The following is a 15,395-nucleotide window of genomic DNA, read 5'->3' as shown; positions in this document are numbered from 1 at the left end:
TGCGGAGGAGGAGAGTCGTGGCAGGACAACAGACGAAGTTCGAGCGGTTGAAGGCGCTGCATCAGAGGGATGAGGCATTCGTCATTCCCAATCCCTGGGATGCCGGCTCGGCCCGAATCCTGACGAGTCTCGGTTTCGAGGCCTTGGCGACGACCAGCGCCGGTTATGCCTTTTCCAAGGGCAAGCGGGATTCCTTTGCGAGCCTGACCCGGAGTGAAATCCTCGATAACGCCGCCGAGATCGTCGGCGCCACCGATCTTCCCGTATCGGCCGATCTCGAGGATGGGTTCGGCGCAGCACCGGAGATCTGCGCCGAGACGATCCGGCTGGCCTGCGAGGTCGGGCTGGTCGGCGGATCGATCGAGGATGCCACCGGCGAACCGGCCCGCCCGATCTACGATCTGTCGCATTCTGTCGAGCGTGTGCAGGCTGCAGCAGAGGCGGCGCGGACACTGCCTTTCCTGCTGACGGCAAGGGCGGAGAATTTTCTGTGGGAGCGGCCCGATCTCGATGACACGATCAGGCGGCTGCAGGCTTTTTCGGCGGCCGGCGCCGATGTGCTCTATGCGCCCGGCCTGCCTGACATCGACGCCATCCGGACGGTCTGCGCGGCCGTCGACAAGCCCGTCAACGTGGTGATGGGGCTGAAAGGGCCGCGCTACAGCGTTGCCGAACTTTCGGCTGCCGGCGTGCGCCGCGTGAGTGTCGGCGGGTCCTTCGCGCGCGCGGCGCTCGGTGCACTGCTGCGGGCGGCCGAAGAAGTGAAATCATCGGGCACCTTTACCTATGCCGCCGATGCGATCCCGGCGGCCACGCTCAGCCAGCTCATGTCGCAGGAGAAGAGCTGGGGCCGGGAGTAGGGCCATCGTTCGATGTCTGCTCTTCAGTCTTTTTTCTTGCGCTGCCTCTTGCCGGGCCGAGGGCGGAAGTCGACGAGCAGGGATTTCAGTTCGAGTTCGCGCACACGCCGGGCGGCCTCGTCGGGGCTTACCCAGGCCAGCATGCGCTGACCGACTTCCCTGAATTCGCTTTGGGCGGCCTCCACCTCGATCTGGAAGATGTCGACGATGCAGGGAACAACGTCGCCGTCATCCAGTTCCTTGAGATAGGTATAGCGGCCGACCGGCTGTTTGCTGACCGTTCCGCGCACGCCGGCTTCCTCCCACGCTTCCATCGCGGCTGCCTCATGCGGCTTCTTCTTTTTCATCGGCCAGCCCTTTGGAATAATCCAGCGGCCGCTGTCGCGCGTGGTGACGACGAGAACTTCAATTTCGAGGCGGTCGGTGTCGGGACTGCCTTTCCGATAGCGGAAGCAGACGGCGCCATATTGCTGGCGAAAGGCGCCGGAGAAAAGCTTCTCGGGCCTCGCTGCAAGCTGCTTCAAGAGTGGCAGGGATGTGCCGGCGCGGGATTTTGCGCCTTTTTTATTGGATTTCATGACATCTAGCATTGTCAATTTTTACTTTTTCGATCAATTGCCTGCGACGCTTTATGACAGATTTATGACAGTCTCCTATGGACAGTCGTCCGCACAGGGAAGGATCGCCCGATATGATGAGCGTGTTTCGCAAGATGATGCCGCGGGAGGACCGCTTCTTCGAGATGTTCTCCAGGCATGCGAAAACGGTGGTCGCAGCAGCCGAGGCGATGGAGAAACTGCTGAAGGGCGAAAATGTCGAGGAGAATTGCGACCGTATCGTCGCGCTGGAGGACGATGCCGACCAGATCACCCGCGAGGTGCTGCTGGCGATCCGCCGCAGCTTTATCACGCCTTTCGACCGCGGCGACATCAAGGACCTGATCCAGTCCATGGATGATGCGATCGACATGATGCACAAGACGGTGAAGATCATCCGGCTCTTCGAGCAATCGAGCTTCGATCCGCTGATGCGGGAAATGGGCGGAGAGATCATCAAGGCGGCGATCCTGATGCAGCAGGCGATCGGGCTGCTCGACAAGATCGGCGCCAATGCCTCGAAACTCTCGGCGATTGCCGAGGAGATCACGCGGGTCGAGGGACGCTCCGACGAGCTGCATGACGAGGGGCTGAAAGACCTCTATCGCCGGCATGGGGCCAGCGGCAATGCCATGGCCTACATGATCGGCAGCGAGATCTACTCCAACCTGGAAAAGATCGTCGACCGGTTCGAGGACGTGGCCAACGAAATCAGCGGCGTCGTCATCGAGAACGTCTGATGGAAGCCTCTCTCTCCCTTCCGCTGCTGGTCGGTCTGATCGGCGTCGCGCTGTTCTTCGATTTTCTGAACGGGCTGCATGATGCGGCAAACTCGATCGCGACGATCGTCTCCACCCGCGTTCTCCGGCCGCAATATGCCGTCGCCTGGGCCGCCTTCTTCAATTTCATCGCCTTCCTGTTCTTCGGCCTGCATGTCGCCGAAACGCTCGGCACCGGCATCATCGACCCGGCCATCGTCTCGCCGCAGGTGATCTTTGCGGCGCTGATGGGGGCGATCGTCTGGAACATCGTCACCTGGCTGTTCGGAATCCCGTCTTCGTCGTCGCATGCGCTGGTCGGCGGGCTTGTCGGAGCGGGGCTTGCGAAGGTCGGCGTCAGCTCGATCGTCTGGAGCGGGTTGTTGAAGACGGTCGGCGCGATCGTCATGTCGCCGGCGATCGGTTTCCTGCTGGCGTTGTTCTTCGTTCTCATGGTCTCCTGGATGTTCGTGCGCCAGACGCCCTTTGCCGTCGACAGCACGTTCCGCTTCATGCAGTTCATCTCCGCCTCGCTCTATTCGCTCGGCCATGGCGGCAACGACGCGCAGAAGACCATGGGCATCATAGCCATTCTGCTGTTCAGCCAGGGGCATCTCGGCGGCAGCTTCCATGTGCCGCTCTGGGTGGTCATTTCCTGCCAGTCGGCGATGGCGCTCGGCACGCTTTTCGGCGGCTGGCGGATCGTTCATACGATGGGCTCGAAGATCACCCGGCTCAATCCGATGCAGGGTTTCTGCGCCGAAACCGGCGGGGCGCTGACGCTCTTTGCTGCGACCTGGCTCGGCATTCCCGTCTCCACCACCCATACGATCACCGGCGCGATCATCGGTGTCGGCGCAGCGCGGCGGTTGTCCGCCGTGCGCTGGGGCGTGGCAGGCAATATCGTCATCGCCTGGATCATCACCATGCCGGCAGCCGCTGCCATTGCTGCCGCCTCTTACGGTATCGCCAGCCTGTTCGGCTGAGAGCAGGGGACGATCTGCGGGCAGAGGCTCGGGTTTCGCGCATCCGGTACTCTAATTTCAGGTGCTGCTATTTTCGATCACCTGTTGCGCTCTATTTCCTATGCAAGGAGAAGGCGATGGCGAGCGGGCGATGGATCTGTCTGAGCATCTGTCTGAATTGAATGCGAAGATACCGACAAGTGCCGGCCGCCGCCGGACCCATCAGTGCGGCGCCATCTGCTGCCGCGTCGAAAGAGGCGGAAGGCTGAGCGTTCTGCTCGTCACCAGCCGGGATACCGGACGATGGGTGATCCCGAAGGGCTATCTGGAGAGGAAGGAAAAGCCTTATCGCTGCGCTCAGCGCGAAGCGCTCGAAGAAGCCGGTATCATCGGCAAGGTCAGGAAGAGGCCACTCGGTTACTACACCTACATGAAGGACAACGAGACGCCGCTGACGGTCTCGATCCACCTGCTCAGGCTCAGAAACGAGGTCAGTCAATTTCCGGAGCGCGCCCAGAGGCTGAAGATCTGGGTTTCTCCGGCAGAGGCCGCCCTGCTTGTCGAGGAGCCGGAGCTGCAGGCGCTCTTCCGGTCTATCGATGCGGAAAATCCCCTGACATCGCAGGACCGGCTGAAGCCGCGCCGGATCGCCGGACGGCGGCCGCTGCATGAGGCGGCGGTGTCGCTCGCCACGTCGCCAGCCTCGCACTGACAGCCGTTACTGCATAATACCTTAAATCGGAATCGATCTAAGGATGAAATTATGCAGCAATTTAAAGTGCTACAGCGTCCTTTGCGCGTCTGAAAAGACGCGCGGCGCTGTAGTTGCCGCCAAATGCACTTTGGAATGACGAAGGCCCGACAACGGGCCTTCGCGCATCTCTTTGTTTTACGCATGTCGTTATCGCAAAACCGCTGCACACTTTTGCGCGACATGCTTTAGGCTACCGCGGACTGCCGGTCGCCAGAGGTCCCCAGGAGAACTCGCGATCCGCTGTCGCCGCGAGGTCGATCATCACTTCTATGCCGGTCTTGATCCGCCGCCGCAGGATGTCGGCGCGATCGGGATGCGTCCGCAGCAGACGCTTCTCGTGGAGCGCCTGAAGCCGCGTGCGCGAAAGCTCCAGCTCGGATGCCAGCAGACGGTCTAGGCGTGTGCCCGCGGACAACGGCACCACCAGTTCGATCTCCAGCCGCGTCCAGCCGGCAGTCTCGCGCACCACCTCCCTGGCGATGTCGAATTCAGGGAATTCGTCGATGCGCTGCGACTTGCGTTTCAAGGCTTGGAGGTTGAAGCTCTCCGTCCGGATCCAATTGATATCGTTGGATTGCAGCGCTTCCAGAATGGCCGGATCGATGTCGCGCACGTTCTGCCGCTCGAAGAGCGGCCGGTTCCAGGTCTTGTCGCAGGTCAGGCATTTATAGATCAGCCAGGCATCCAGCCTGCGGCCATTGGCATTGAGCCGGATCTTGCCACTGGATTGAAAGGCTCTCAATCCGCCGCATCCACTGCAGGCAATCCAGGGCTGAGGGGCGGTTTTGGGTGTGATGGTCCATCGGACCCGTAAAGTATCGCACATAAGTCTTGGTCTTCCATTCGGAAGTTCACCAAGATGGCGCGAGAGAAATGCCTTGAGGGCGCGGTGTGGCGATGGTTGGGGGTGGCTGAAGAGCAGACACAGCAGAGCTGTTACTGGCACATTGAGAACAATGCCAAACCGGTCTCTTGCCGCCACCCGATGAACATATTCATACGCCGACAGCCCGCGGCTATCCGGCAGTACGGGTGAAACTGGATTGAGACCGGTGATTACTTAGGCAAAGTCTACCTCGATGCGCCAATGCTCTTCGGCAGCAGGGATAGCAAATGATCTGGCCGAACGGGAGTGTCATATCGCAGCCCCGGCGCGGGAGCTGCGATATGCGGCATTTATGCAACTTTGTGCTGAAGGCGCGCCCGCTGCAGCCGAGGGCCGGTGCCGGCCCCGCTTTAGAACTTAAGCTACATGCTGAAGCTGGACTTTGCGATCGTGCAGGAAGCAGGCCTTGCTGAAGAGCCTGAGATCGAGCTGGTTCGGCAGGCGGATATCGGTCAGATCCGGCAGGCCCTTGCTGTCGGCCTCGAAGGACCTGTCGATCTGCGAGATGAAGGCCATGATGATGCCGGTTTTGCGGGCAAAGCTGCTGATGGCGGTCATCTGTTCCGAAAGGCTCGGCTTGATGCGCTGCTGGTCGAGGATCTGCAGATAGTCGACGACGGCAACCGTTCCCCGCGGGGCACCGGCGAGATGGCGCATGATGTAATCGGCGCTGATCTCGTCCGAGGTGACGATCTCCACCTTATCGCCAAGCGCTTCCCCTTCGGGCAGGGCATGGATGCGCTGCAGGGTCTGTTGCCTGGTATATTCGAGCGTGAAGAAGGTCGCCCTTCGCTCCTTTGCGACGGCATCGAGGAGAAGCTGCAGGCCAAGCAGGGTCTTGCCGTGGCCCGGACGGGCGGCGATCAGCAACAGGTCGCCATCCGCAAGCTGTGACAGCATGGATGTGGTCGATCCCTCGGTTTCATAGCGCGAGGCAAGCAGGCTCCAGGCCGGAAAACCTTCTTCCTCGGCGATTCGATCCAGCGCCTGATGGAGCGGGATAGTATCGGTCCGCGCCAGCACTTTCGCCCGACGTTTCAATTGATAGATGGGTGCAGACAATTTCATTGAAACCTCCATTGCGAGCCGGAAACGCAACCCCTCCTTATGCGGCGCCCGAACAGATGGTTCTGTCGTCGATTACCCCGCATGGACGATGCTTCCCGGATGGAGGGAGGAGGCTTGGGTAGAGCCTTGCCTCAAGAGGTAACGGGATCAGCGATTCGCGACAAGCGGGAAATGATGGGGTGGGAGACTTCAGTACAGCGGCTCCGCCTGACGCCGATAACGGGCCGCCGGCATCCACTACGGCTACTTCGGGGAGATGGCAGGCTCTGACGCGCGGTTTCCGGCTTGAGCGGGTTGATCACGCAATTGCGGACGCAAAACGCTCAAGCACTTCTGCTGGAATTGCTCTATATGCTGACATGGGAGGAAATTCCTTGAAATCGACCATGCCCGTCACTTGCGAAGTGCGCTACCGCCTCGATCCCGGAAAACGCACGGAATTCGAAGCCTATGCCGAGGTCTGGGTCCAACTGATCGAGCGCTATGGCGGAACCCATCACGGCTATTTCATGCCGCGCGAAAAGCCTGAGGGTGCCGGTTTGAGCTTTCCCGGTGCCGGGGCGGATGGGGAGGGCAATATTGCCATCGCTCTTTTCACCTTCCCGGATGAGGAGACCTATCTCGGCTACCGTGCCAGCGTCGCCGCCGATCCGGACAGTATCGCGGCCAATGCGCGCTTCGGGGCCGATCCGCCGTTCAGGAGTTACGAGCGCCTGTTTCTGCGACCGCTGCCGCGCAGCGAATAGCATGTATGTCCACCGATCGCCTGATCCGATCCCGCGGCAAAGAGCGCGTGAAAATCGCGACTTGGGGGCAACTTTTAAAAACGGGGGCGCTTATGCCAGCGCCCCCGAAGCCGTGTCGAGAGACGAGCGCTCAGCCGATCATGGCATTGTCGTTGCGCTTGATCGCAATGATCGTCGAGCGCGGCAGTTTGCCTTCGCCGTCCGGGAAGGGCGCGTCAGGATGCTGGATGCCGACGAAATGGGTTCGTTTGTCGGCCGACCAGGTCTGACCGGTGACTTCTGCGCCCTTCGGGCTGGTCAGGAAACGCTCGATGCGGCCGGTCGCCGGGTCGCCGGCGAGCATCTGGTTGTTGCCCTGGCCGAGAAAGTCGCCTTCGTTGGTGTCTTCGCCATCCGTCTGGATCCACAAGAGACCTGTCGAGTCGAACATCATGCCGTCCGGCGAGTTGAACATATTGCCGGAGTTGATGTTGGACGAGCCGGCATAGGCGTCCTTGTGAACGTCCGGATTGCCGGCCATGACGAACAGGTCCCATTTGAACTTGCCGTCGGCGTGGTCGTCGTTTTCCGGATACCAGCGGACGATCTGGCCATAAGCGTTCTTCTCGCGTGGGTTCGCGCCGCCGACCGGCATGTCGTCGCCGCCGGCATTCTTCTTCACGCCACGATTGGTGTTGTTGGTGAGTGCGCAATAGGCTTCGATCGCGACCGGGTTGATGGCGACCCACTCCGGACGGTCCATTGTCGTGGCGCCGACCTTGGAGGCGGCCTGGCGGGTGAAGACGCAAACCTCGTCCATCTTCATGCCGGTCGATTCCGGTGTCAGGGCCAGCCACTCGCCATTGCCGTCATCGACGAACTTGGCGACGTAGAGCGTGCCTTCATCCAGCAGTTTGGAGGTGTCGCCGCCCGGAACGTAGATGTCGTTCGAAACGTACTTGTAGAGGAACTCGCCGCGTTCGTCGTCACCCATGTAGACGACCACGCGACCATCGCGGGCAATCACGACGGCAGCGTTCTCGTGCTTGATGCGGCCGAGTGCGGTGCGCTTGATCGGCGTCGAGGAAGCGTCCGAGGGGTCGATTTCCACAATATAGCCGGCGCGGCGCGGCTCGTTCGGGTTCTTCGACACGTCGAAACGGGGATCGAAGGCTTCGTAGCCGTATCGGGTTTCGGCCGCGATGCCGTAACGCTTGAAGTCGCTGGGCATGGCAAAGTTCGGATCGGTCGAACCGAAGTAGCCGTTGAAGTTCTCCTCGCAGGTGAGATAGGTGCCCCACGGCGTCTTGCCGGCGCCGCAGTTGTTGAAGGTCCCGAGACAGTCGGTGCCGTTCGGATCGGCCTCGGTCTTGACGAGGTCGGAGCCCGCAGCCGGACCGGAGATCTTCATGGGCGTCAGATGGGTAATGCGGCGGTTGAACGGGCTGTCGAGCACGATTTCCCAGCCGTTTTCGCCTTCGGCGACTTCCATGACGGTAACACCCTGAAGGTTTTGCAGGATCTTCACGTCGTCGGCGGTCTTCGGCATGCCTTTTTCGTTGTGCGGAAGATTGGTTTCGTTGTTCACGTATTCATGGTTGACGGCGATGACCTGACGGCCGCCGATCACGAACAACTCCATGCCGTCGGTGTTTTCGCCGAAGACCTTGTCGGAATGTTCGACGCTGACGCCGTTGACGGGATCGATATCCGGGACGTTGGAGAACAGTGGCTGCCCCCATTTGGCAAGTGGCTTCCATGCATAGCCGTCAGGAACGTGCACGGTGTTGTCGGTGAAGACCGGGATCGGCTTGAAGGAGAAGCGCGACGAAGCTTCCTGCGCCTGAGCCGAGGTGGAATTCATCAGGTTGCCGAGCGTTCCCATGGCGGCGGCGGCTGAGCCGAAGGCCAGGATACCGCCAAGGAAGCTGCGGCGTGAGACGGCCGATTCGACGACGCGGTCGAAATCGGTTTCTGCCGGCGGCGGATTTTGCAGTTCGTCCCATTCGTCCCAGGACAATTTGTTGGTGTCGATATGAGCCATGCTGGTTCTCCGTTTTTGCTTGTAGAATCTGTCCAGCAAAGGCCTTAGCTCTGCAGGATCACATCCAGATGACGAATAAGCACTCTTGGCATGACAGAGGGGGCGCCCGGACTGTTTAAATCCACGCATCAGGCTTTCCAAAAATCAGAATCGTGCCTCGTGCCGATGCTGTGAGCGGAAACTTGTCTGCGATCCCCGACAGCAAACGGACAGCTTCGCCGCGTTACCCCTCTGCCCGTCGCCCGCAAGGGGCAGCAGCAAAAGGGTCAAATCATGAAGCTGAAACTGATCGCCGCTCTTACCATCCTGTCGCTCTCGCCAGCCCTGGCGCTTGCAAGTCCAAGCTGCACGAAGGAGCCGAAATCGAAGTGGATGCCGGAGGCCGCCATGAAGGCGAAGATCGATGCGATGGGCTACAAGGTCAAGACTTTCGAAATCACCGGCAACTGCTACGAGATCTACGGCAAGGACAAGAACGGCGAACGCGCCGAGGTCTATTTCAATCCGGTCTCCGGCGAGATCGTTCAGAAGGGCGATTGAGCGATGACGGCGCTCTCATTGAAAAAGGAGGAGGGCCCAGAGCCCTCCGACGCCGTCGAGGAGACGGTCAAGGTCTGGGATCCGGTCGTCAGGCTGTTTCACTGGACGATCGTAGCGGCCTGCACGCTCAACCTCTTCATTCTCGAAGAGGGCAAATACTGGCACCGCATCACGGGTTATGTCGTGGCTGCGGCAATCGTCATTCGCATCCTCTGGGGTTTCGTCGGTACAAAACACGCTCGCTTTTCCGATTTCCTGCCGACGCCAAGCAGGGTGATGGAGCAGATACTCGATATGATCGACCGCAACGAGAAACGTTACCTGGGGCATAATCCGCTGGCATCGGTTATGATGCTCATCCTGATGGTATTGCTGGCGGCAACGGCGCTGACCGGCTGGATGACGACGCTCGACGCATTCTGGGGCGAGAAGTGGCTGGAGAAGCTGCATGGCACCATCGCAAACGGCATCATGGTGCTTGCCTTCGTCCATGCGGGTGCGGCCATCGTCGAAAGCTGGAGGCACAGAGAAAATCTCGTCTGGTCGATGGTCACAGGTCGAAAGAAGGCATGAGGATACTGCTGATCGAGGATAGTTTCCGGCTTCGCGAGCTGCTTTGCGAGGCCATCCGCGATGCCGGCTGGAAGATCGATGCCTTCGCGCTGGCGCAGGAGGGGCGGCTTGCCCTTGAGGGAACGGACTACGATCTCATGCTTCTCGACCTCGGCCTGCCCGATGAGGACGGGATCGTATTTCTGCGGTCACTCAGGGCCTCCAAGGTGCAGATGCCGGTTCTGGTGCTAACGGCGCGCGGCGCGGTCGACGAACGCATTGCCGGGCTCGATGCCGGTGCCGACGACTATCTCGTAAAACCCTTTCACAATGGCGAACTGATCGCCCGCATCCGCGCGCTGACGCGGCGCGCGCCGGTCACTGCCATGCCGGTTCTGGAATTTGCGGCCCTGCAATATGACGTCGCTTCGCGGCGCGTCACCTGCGGCGACGACGAGATCGCGCTCGCCCCCTCCGAGAAGGGTCTGCTCGAACTCTTGATGCGCAATGGTGGCCAGGTGGTGCCCAAGCCGAAGATCGAGCATGCCTTCTCCGAATTCGGCGACGAGCGCAGCAGCAATGCCGTGGAGCTTGCCGTTTCGAGGCTGCGCAAGAAGCTCGACGGACATCCGACCAAGGCGCTGATCGAGACTGTGCGGGGCGTCGGCTATATGATGCGGGAGACGCGCGGGTGAGCCTGAAATCGCCGACACTGGGCGCGATCCTGGCGCGGCGCATCGCCTTCTTTGCTGTGCTGGCCATGGTGGTGCAACTCGCGGTGATCTTTTCGGACTATTATTGGAATGTCGGCGAGCTTTCGCGCCTGTTCGTCGAGCAGGAGACCGAGCGGCTCGCCTCCGGCATCACGGCGGAGGAGAATGACACCGTCCGCTACCGGCTTCCCTTAAGCGTCGAGGGGCGGTACGGGCAGGCGCAGACCGGCTATGTGGCGCGTATCCGCGGGGCCGATGGCCAGCTGGTCTTCCAGTCCTGCGATGCCGCCTGCGAAAGCCGCTTCCTGCCGCCCGATGTGAATCCGCCGGATTTCTGGCTGCGGTCGCTCGCGCCGGGCAAGCCGCTGACGCTGGTCGGCGGGCGGGCCTTCACAGTCGGCGGGCAGCGTTTCGTCATCGATGTCGCGACGATGGGCGATCCGCAGGATGTCACATCCGATGTCCTCTGGAATGAGGTGATCGCCCATATGATCGTGCCGATGAGCATCCTGCTGGTGCTGGTGCTCGGCGCCACCTTGCTTTCCGTGCGCCAGGCGCTGAAGCCGGTGCGGATTGCTGCCGGGGCGGCGGAGCGGATCGACCCAATGGACTCCCGGTCGCATCTGCAATTCCAAGACATGCCGCGGGAAGTCGCCCATCTCGCCGAGGCCGTCAACCGGGCCTTCGAGCGTGTCGGCGAGTTGATGAAATCGCAGAAGATCCTGACATCGGGCATCGCGCATGAGGTGCGCACGCCGCTGGCGGCGATCAAGCTGGAGCTTGGCCATATCGACCATCCGCGGGCGCGCAAGGCAGAAGCGGACCTCGACGATCTCGTGCGCTTCGTCAGCCAGATCACCGCTCTTGCCAGGCTTGACACGTTCGATCACGGCATGTTCGAGGAGGTCGACCTCGTCGAACTTTCATCCAGCGTCGTGGAACAGCTTGCCCCCTGGGTCTACGAGAACGATCACTCGCTGGAACTTTCCGCGCAGGTCGATGCCGCCATCGTGCAGGGTGTGCCGGCCCTGCTGAGAGATGCCGTGCGCAACCTGATCGACAACGCCGTTCGCCATACGCCGATCCGTACCGCCATTATCGTGCGTGTTGCCAATGGCCGTATCCGGGTCGAGGATCAGCATCCCGCCGCCGTCAACACCTTTGCCACGCAAAGCGACGGCCTCGGGATCGGCCTTAAGATCGTCGAGCGCATCGCCGCGATCCATCGGGGTTCACTGCGCTGCTCCGGCTCCCAGCGCGGCCACGCCTTCGATTTGGAAATCGGCTCCTGATTTTCGAAACGGGTGGCGTGTCCTCATCTTGTGGCTGGTCATCGCGCTTGCTATCTTCCGGTTTGGAGAGCCTGTCCGAACCTGCTGCCGGGTTGAAGGGCTATAGCGCCACGGAAGACGACCATGTTCAACGGTCGATGCGTAATCGGCAGACATCGACCTGAACAGTGGATCGTCCGATGCTCCAACCGACCGTCAAATTTTCGGCCGCCAACATTGCCGCCTTCAAGAAAGCGCTCAGAAAACAGCATGATATGCTGCGTTCCGGCCATGTCGATGAGGCCCTTGCCAGCGCCTTCGGTTTCAAATCACATGCGGCCATGCTCCATATCCTGAACCAGCTCGGGGGATCGACGCGGGTCGTCATCCAGATCGATCCCTGCCTCTTGATCGTGCGTCTCGAAGAATTCGGCTATCATGGCCTCAGCCTCGACGCGGTACGGCGGCTCGCTTGGGATTTGCCTTTTCCCGATGCTTGGCGCAGCGATGAGACCGAAGGGGCGATGCGAGGGCGCTTCCTGCCCGTGGCGGCCAATTCCCGCTAGGCGGTTCTGCCCCGCAGTCCCAATCCCCAGCCCCCAGCCCTCAACACTCAAGCGCCGGTGTCGTGACGGTCTCGCGTCGCTCCGGCTCGGCATTTCATCCTTGTCACTGATTGGAGATATCCATGACCAAACTGGTCGTCATATCCGGCTGCTCCGGCGGCGGGAAATCCACTCTGCTCGAAGAGCTTTCCCGGCGCGGTTACGCCACCGTAGAAGAGCCTGGGCGGCGCATCGTCCGGGAGGAGATGGCCGGGCAGGGCGCGGCCTTGCCCTGGGTCGATCCGGCTGCCTTTGCCCGGCGGGCAATCGCGATGGCGTTCAGCGATCAGAGGCTGGCGGAGGCGCAGGCGGGCTGGACGTTTTTCGACCGCGGCCTGATCGACGCCGCCTCTGCGTTGCAGGCCACGACCGGAGAAGCGGTGCTGCAGACACTGCGGGACCAGCATCGTTATCACCGGACGGTGTTCCTGACGCCGCCCTGGCCGGAGATCTATGTCAACGATCCCGAACGGCGGCATGGTTTCGAGGAAGCGGTTTGCGAATATGAGCGGCTGACATCAGCCTATCCTGAGATCGGCTATGAGGTCGTCATCCTGCCGAAGACCGATGTTGGCGCGCGGGCGGATTTTCTGCTGGGCCGGCTGCCGGGCTGACGTTTCAACGTCCGCTGATTGCCAGCAAGAGACATGAACCTCCCGCAGCTTGACACGGAAAACGACGGCGCGCATAAAAACCATATGGGGTTGCGATCACCCCACGAGGCGACATGCCGAAGAATCGCGTCCATGAAACCGAACAACGGAGGGACGCGTCATGCCGTCATTTCTTGAAATATCTTCTGACAAACTGAGCCGTATCGTCGGCACACCGAATGCGCCTGTCATCGTTGATGTGCGCACCGACGAGGATTTCACCCGCGATCCGAGGCTCGTGCCGGGCTCGATCCGCAAATCCCACATCGATGTCACCGAATGGGCAGGCGGCTTCACCAGCCCCGTGGTGGTCGTCTGCCAGGCGGGCGGCAAGCTCAGCCACGGCGTCGCCGCCTATATCCGGCATGCCGGCGGTGTTGCGGAGGTGCTGGAAGGCGGCTTCGATGCCTGGATAGGCGCGGGCGGCGCGGCTGTGCCCGTCAACCGGCTGCCGCCGCGCGACCGGCAGGGACGGACCGTGTGGGTCACGCGTGCGCGCCCGAAGATCGACCGTATCGCTTGCCCATGGCTTATCCGGCGCTTCGTCGATCCCTCGGCCGTCTTTCTCTTCGTGCCGACATCGGACGTCTTGATGGTTGCCGACCGCTTCGGCGCCGTACCCTTCGACATCGAGGAGGTCTTCTGGAGCCATCGCGGCGAGCTCTGCAGCTTCGATGTGATGGTCGATGAATTCGGCCTTGCGTCGGGGCCGCTGTCGAGGCTCGCAACCATCGTTCGCGGCGCCGATACCGCCAGGCCGGACCTTGCCCCCGAAGCGGCCGGGCTGTTGGCCGCTTCGCTCGGCCTGTCGCGCATGTTCGTCGACGACCTCAAGCAGCTTGATGCCGGCATGCTGCTCTACGATGCCTTCTACCGCTGGTGCCGCGACGCCACGGACGAAACGCACAATTGGCCTTCCGCGAAAAAGGGAGGCTGACGTGACCAGTGCCGTTACCCATGCGACGCCCGATACCGGCGCGTCGCCAAACCCGCATGGCGTCACCTTCGGTGAAGCCTTTCGCGTCTGGCTGCGCGTTGCAGCCCTGAGCTTCGGCGGACCTGCGGGGCAGATCGCCGTCATGCACCGCATCGTCGTCGATGAGAAGAGGTGGATCGGCGAGCAGCGTTTCCTGCATGCGCTGAACTATTGCATGCTGCTTCCGGGACCGGAGGCACAGCAGCTTGCCATCTATATCGGCTGGCTGATGCACCGGACTGCCGGCGGCCTGGTCGCAGGTATCCTGTTCGTGCTTCCGGGTTTCCTGTCTATTCTGGCGCTCAGCTACCTCTACGTGACCCTTGGCAACGTCGATGTCGTCGAGGGCCTGTTCTTCGGCCTGAAGGCCGCCGTGCTTGCCGTCGTCATTCAGGCGGTCGTCAGGGTCGGCGGCCGCGCGCTGAAGAACAGGGCGATGATCGGGATCGCGGCAGCCGCCTTCCTGGCGATCTTCCTCTTCCATGTGCCTTTTCCCGTCATCATCCTGGCGGCCGCCATGACAGGCTTCCTGGGATCGAAGTCGGGCTCCCGCCTATTTCAGGGCGGTGGCGGGCACAAAGCAGCCGGCGGCCCGGCGCTGTCGGATGCCGACGCGCTGCTCGGGGAAGACATACCCGATCATGCGCGACCGAATCTTGGCTGGTCGCTCAGGATCTCGGCGGTGCTGCTGGTGCTCTGGCTGCTGCCCCTGCTGCTGCTCCATCTCTTTCTCGGACCCGGCGATATCTTCACGCAGATCGGCGTGTTCTTCAGCAAGATGGCGCTGGTGACTTTCGGCGGCGCTTACGCCGTGCTTGCCTATGTCGCGCAGGAAGCCGTCCAGCATTTCGGATGGCTGAAGCCCACCGAAATGCTCGATGGTCTCGGCATGGCGGAGACGACGCCCGGCCCGCTGATCATGGTTCTCCAGTTCGTCGGCTTCATGGGCGCCTATCGCGATCCCGGCAGCCTCTCTCCGATGACGGCAGCCACGCTCGCCGCCATCCTGACGACGTGGGTGACCTTCGTTCCCTGCTTTCTCTGGATCTTTCTCGGCGCGCCCTTCATCGAAAAACTGCGCGGCAATGCCGCCTTGGCCGGGGCGATGTCGGCCATCACGGCGGCGGTGGTCGGTGTCATCCTCAATCTCGCGATCTGGTTCGGCCTGCACTTCCTGTTCGGGAGTGCGAAAGTGCACAGCCTTGGACCCTTCTCGATCGAACTGCCCGTCTGGACGTCGCTGTCGCTGCCATCGCTGCTCTTGAGCCTTGCGGCAGCAATCGCGATCTTCCGGTTCAAACTGGCGGTCATTCCGGTCCTGCTGGGCTGCGCAGTCGCCGGGATGGTCTGGCCGGTCTGAGGCATCGCCGGCAGCCGTATCATCGGAGAAACCGATGGCATCATCGGTTTCTTCCGTTTTTCTTCCGGC

General features: G+C 61.5%; 17 protein-coding genes. 13 read left to right on the top strand and 4 right to left on the bottom strand.

From position 1 onward, the window contains the following. The first annotated feature begins 17 nt into the window (after positions 1 to 17). On the top strand, positions 18 to 860 hold the full coding sequence (locus tag KQ933_RS08950; RefSeq protein WP_216758439.1) for an oxaloacetate decarboxylase: 843 nt from the start codon (positions 18 to 20) through the stop codon (positions 858 to 860). 23 nt (positions 861 to 883) lie between these two features. Here KQ933_RS08950 and KQ933_RS08945 read toward each other — a convergent pair whose 3' ends face one another. Further along, positions 884 to 1,438 carry an NUDIX hydrolase gene (locus KQ933_RS08945; RefSeq protein ID WP_216758438.1) on the bottom strand — a complete coding sequence of 185 codons (555 nt, stop codon included), beginning with the start codon at positions 1,436 to 1,438 and terminating at the stop codon, positions 884 to 886. A 113-nt stretch (positions 1,439 to 1,551) separates the two neighbouring features. On the opposite strand from KQ933_RS08945, the gene KQ933_RS08940 reads away from it, so the two are divergent. The 3 genes from KQ933_RS08940 (at position 1,552) to KQ933_RS08930 (ending at position 3,891) form a co-directional block, all read left to right on the top strand. Beyond that, a complete protein-coding gene (locus KQ933_RS08940) occupies positions 1,552 to 2,196 on the top strand; it encodes a DUF47 domain-containing protein (protein ID WP_216758437.1) in 645 nt (214 codons plus the stop codon). Next, complete coding sequence (locus KQ933_RS08935) at positions 2,196 to 3,200, top strand: inorganic phosphate transporter (RefSeq protein ID WP_216758436.1); 1,005 nt, start codon at positions 2,196 to 2,198, stop codon at positions 3,198 to 3,200. Before KQ933_RS08940 ends, KQ933_RS08935 begins: the two co-directional genes overlap by 1 nt. A gap of 130 nt (positions 3,201 to 3,330) precedes the next feature. After that, positions 3,331 to 3,891: an NUDIX hydrolase gene (locus KQ933_RS08930; protein ID WP_253958294.1), complete on the top strand. Its 561-nt coding sequence runs from the start codon at positions 3,331 to 3,333 to the stop codon at positions 3,889 to 3,891. A 232-nt stretch (positions 3,892 to 4,123) separates the two neighbouring features. Here the strand turns inward: KQ933_RS08930 and KQ933_RS08925 are convergent, their stop codons facing one another. After that, positions 4,124 to 4,759, bottom strand: coding sequence for a DUF1062 domain-containing protein (locus tag KQ933_RS08925; RefSeq protein WP_216758434.1), 636 nt, complete (start codon positions 4,757 to 4,759; stop codon positions 4,124 to 4,126). A 417-nt stretch (positions 4,760 to 5,176) separates the two neighbouring features. Beyond that, on the bottom strand, positions 5,177 to 5,887 hold the full coding sequence (locus tag KQ933_RS08920) for a DNA helicase (RefSeq protein WP_216758433.1): 711 nt from the start codon (positions 5,885 to 5,887) through the stop codon (positions 5,177 to 5,179). 374 nt (positions 5,888 to 6,261) lie between these two features. Between KQ933_RS08920 and KQ933_RS08915 the strand changes: the two genes are divergently transcribed. Beyond that, entirely contained in the window at positions 6,262 to 6,633 is a 372-nt protein-coding gene (locus KQ933_RS08915; RefSeq protein ID WP_253958292.1) for an NIPSNAP family protein, read from the top strand. Between the two features lie 130 nt (positions 6,634 to 6,763). On the opposite strand, the gene KQ933_RS08910 is transcribed toward KQ933_RS08915, so the two are convergent. Then, positions 6,764 to 8,656: a PhoX family phosphatase gene (locus tag KQ933_RS08910; RefSeq protein ID WP_216758432.1), complete on the bottom strand. Its 1,893-nt coding sequence runs from the start codon at positions 8,654 to 8,656 to the stop codon at positions 6,764 to 6,766. 273 nt (positions 8,657 to 8,929) lie between these two features. On the opposite strand from KQ933_RS08910, the gene KQ933_RS08905 reads away from it, so the two are divergent. The 8 genes from KQ933_RS08905 to chrA all read left to right on the top strand — a co-directional run bounded on the left by KQ933_RS08905 (position 8,930) and on the right by chrA (position 15,326). Beyond that, positions 8,930 to 9,196, top strand: coding sequence for a PepSY domain-containing protein (locus KQ933_RS08905; protein WP_216758431.1), 267 nt, complete (start codon positions 8,930 to 8,932; stop codon positions 9,194 to 9,196). Positions 9,197 to 9,199: 3 nt separating this feature from the next. Beyond that, positions 9,200 to 9,769: a cytochrome b/b6 domain-containing protein gene (locus KQ933_RS08900; RefSeq protein WP_216758430.1), complete on the top strand. Its 570-nt coding sequence runs from the start codon at positions 9,200 to 9,202 to the stop codon at positions 9,767 to 9,769. Beyond that, positions 9,766 to 10,443 carry a response regulator transcription factor gene (locus KQ933_RS08895; protein WP_216758429.1) on the top strand — a complete coding sequence of 226 codons (678 nt, stop codon included), beginning with the start codon at positions 9,766 to 9,768 and terminating at the stop codon, positions 10,441 to 10,443. Before KQ933_RS08900 ends, KQ933_RS08895 begins: the two co-directional genes overlap by 4 nt. Next, the gene (locus tag KQ933_RS08890; RefSeq protein ID WP_216758428.1) at positions 10,440 to 11,753 is read left to right on the top strand and encodes an ATP-binding protein; all 1,314 of its coding nucleotides are present in this window, start codon (positions 10,440 to 10,442) and stop codon (positions 11,751 to 11,753) included. The genes KQ933_RS08895 and KQ933_RS08890 overlap by 4 nt, the downstream gene beginning before the upstream one ends. Positions 11,754 to 11,932: 179 nt before the next feature. Next, a complete protein-coding gene (locus tag KQ933_RS08885) occupies positions 11,933 to 12,298 on the top strand; it encodes a hypothetical protein (protein WP_216758427.1) in 366 nt (121 codons plus the stop codon). A gap of 122 nt (positions 12,299 to 12,420) precedes the next feature. Beyond that, on the top strand, positions 12,421 to 12,951 hold the full coding sequence (locus tag KQ933_RS08880; protein ID WP_216758426.1) for an AAA family ATPase: 531 nt from the start codon (positions 12,421 to 12,423) through the stop codon (positions 12,949 to 12,951). A 160-nt stretch (positions 12,952 to 13,111) separates the two neighbouring features. Continuing rightward, on the top strand, positions 13,112 to 13,927 hold the full coding sequence (locus KQ933_RS08875; RefSeq protein WP_216758425.1) for a sulfurtransferase/chromate resistance protein: 816 nt from the start codon (positions 13,112 to 13,114) through the stop codon (positions 13,925 to 13,927). A 1-nt stretch (position 13,928) separates the two neighbouring features. Then, complete coding sequence (chrA, locus tag KQ933_RS08870; RefSeq protein ID WP_216758424.1) at positions 13,929 to 15,326, top strand: chromate efflux transporter; 1,398 nt, start codon at positions 13,929 to 13,931, stop codon at positions 15,324 to 15,326. Positions 15,327 to 15,395 lie beyond the last annotated feature (69 nt).

The sequence above is a fragment of the Rhizobium sp. WYJ-E13 genome, assembly GCF_018987265.1.
Lineage (GTDB): Bacteria > Pseudomonadota > Alphaproteobacteria > Rhizobiales > Rhizobiaceae > Rhizobium.
The sequence above is the reverse complement of the archived record's forward strand: the minus strand, read 5'-3'. Positions and strand labels throughout refer to the sequence as shown.

Coding starts and splice junctions, on each gene's coding strand:
- KQ933_RS08880 (WP_216758426.1), top strand. CDS start 12,421: ATGACCAAACTGGTCGTCATATCCGGCTGCTCCGGCGGCGGGAAATCC.
- KQ933_RS08885 (WP_216758427.1), top strand. CDS start 11,933: ATGCTCCAACCGACCGTCAAATTTTCGGCCGCCAACATTGCCGCCTTC.
- KQ933_RS08905 (WP_216758431.1), top strand. CDS start 8,930: ATGAAGCTGAAACTGATCGCCGCTCTTACCATCCTGTCGCTCTCGCCA.
- KQ933_RS08930 (WP_253958294.1), top strand. CDS start 3,331: ATGGATCTGTCTGAGCATCTGTCTGAATTGAATGCGAAGATACCGACA.
- KQ933_RS08920 (WP_216758433.1), bottom strand. CDS start 5,887: ATGAAATTGTCTGCACCCATCTATCAATTGAAACGTCGGGCGAAAGTG.
- KQ933_RS08900 (WP_216758430.1), top strand. CDS start 9,200: ATGACGGCGCTCTCATTGAAAAAGGAGGAGGGCCCAGAGCCCTCCGAC.
- KQ933_RS08940 (WP_216758437.1), top strand. CDS start 1,552: ATGATGAGCGTGTTTCGCAAGATGATGCCGCGGGAGGACCGCTTCTTC.
- KQ933_RS08910 (WP_216758432.1), bottom strand. CDS start 8,656: ATGGCTCATATCGACACCAACAAATTGTCCTGGGACGAATGGGACGAA.
- KQ933_RS08925 (WP_216758434.1), bottom strand. CDS start 4,759: ATGTGCGATACTTTACGGGTCCGATGGACCATCACACCCAAAACCGCC.
- KQ933_RS08945 (WP_216758438.1), bottom strand. CDS start 1,438: ATGAAATCCAATAAAAAAGGCGCAAAATCCCGCGCCGGCACATCCCTG.
- KQ933_RS08895 (WP_216758429.1), top strand. CDS start 9,766: ATGAGGATACTGCTGATCGAGGATAGTTTCCGGCTTCGCGAGCTGCTT.
- KQ933_RS08935 (WP_216758436.1), top strand. CDS start 2,196: ATGGAAGCCTCTCTCTCCCTTCCGCTGCTGGTCGGTCTGATCGGCGTC.
- KQ933_RS08875 (WP_216758425.1), top strand. CDS start 13,112: ATGCCGTCATTTCTTGAAATATCTTCTGACAAACTGAGCCGTATCGTC.